This window comes from Deltaproteobacteria bacterium GWC2_65_14, from assembly GCA_001797615.1.
In the GTDB taxonomy this organism is placed as follows: domain Bacteria; phylum Desulfobacterota; class Deferrimicrobia; order Deferrimicrobiales; family Deferrimicrobiaceae; genus GWC2-65-14.
Window position 1 is genome coordinate 24,629 of the sequence record MGPV01000053.1, and the last position, 1,063, is coordinate 25,691.

At 61.8% G+C, this 1,063-nt stretch carries 1 protein-coding gene and 1 pseudogene (1 of these 2 only partly in view); one reads left to right on the forward strand and one right to left on the reverse strand.

Annotated features, from left to right (window positions below; genetic code table 11):
- Positions 1-83: pseudogene (locus A2X88_08620) on the reverse strand (alpha-1,4-glucan--maltose-1-phosphate maltosyltransferase); it reaches 1,909 nt to the left of the window's first position.
- Between the two features lie 388 nt (positions 84-471).
- Between A2X88_08620 and A2X88_08625 the strand changes: the two are divergent.
- Entirely contained in the window at positions 472-894 is a 423-nt protein-coding gene (locus A2X88_08625) for a hypothetical protein (protein ID OGP33451.1), read from the forward strand.
- The last annotated feature ends 169 nt before the right edge of the window (positions 895-1,063 follow it).

The following is a 1,063-nucleotide window of genomic DNA, read 5'->3' on the forward strand; positions in this document are numbered from 1 at the left end:
ACGGTCCGCTTTGCGGGGAAACGCCCCCCGTCGATCGCCGGGTGGACGTTTTCGATCGCGACTCGTTTCGGGGAGTGGGCCAAGGATCACCTCCTGGTGATATTCTTTCGGGTATGTCGAAGGGTTTAAGCCGCTTACCGAACTCCCGGGTGCCCCCCCGGCATGGGATTCGGATCCGGCTACTGGTGATTCGAACATGGCCGAAATCCCCCGTGAGGGGAAGTTCTGCCGTCGTTCCGGGGCGATCCGGGCGGGCTACCCAATCATCACTGCACGGATATCAAAACTTCTGTAGTATATCTCATCAGGTTGTGGCGGGCAAGGCAGGCGACTCCACCCGTCCGAGTGGGCTGATGCCGGTCCCCCGTTTGAGGAAATCATCAACGAAATCAATTTTCTTCCTTAAGTACACGAACCCAGACCAAAGGGGGGAATGCCAAGAAGCTGTCCACCGGAACCCGGTTCCTGATCGTGCTCGGCCTGGTCATCGCGGGGATGATCGGCGTCGGCCTGCTCGCGCCCCACCTGATCCCGTCGACGCTCGGAGACATCGGCGGGGAGGTGGGAAAAGCCTTCTACAAGGCCTATTTCCACCTGGGAGACCTTCCGATCACCCCGGTCTTTCTCCTGAAGGCCTTCGCCCAGGTCGCGGGGTATTCGATCTTCGTCTTCGGTCTGATGATCGGGCTCCAGCTGACCGGGGTGAACCTGAGCTCCCCGGTCATCATAGTGCACCGTCTCGCAAATACCTTGGCATTCGAGCGCCGCTGCCTCCGCGCCAGCTTCGTTGCGCTTCTTCACCATACTCAACGGTATGCCTCAGTCGCGCGCCTCGCTGGACGCGGCGCATCGACGCTCTCGGTGCGTCAAGCTATTTACGAGACGGTACACTAGGCGGCGCGGTGGGGATCGGGCTCGGGTTCGGCGACAGCTCCCTCGACTTCGAGCTGCGGGTCCGGACGATCCCCCGGTCCGGAACATGGGGTAGCGGTGGGCCTTCCGGGATTCCTCAGAACCGGCGGTTGTCGAAGATGCGCCGGGTCTTCCTCTCGGACCGCGGCAG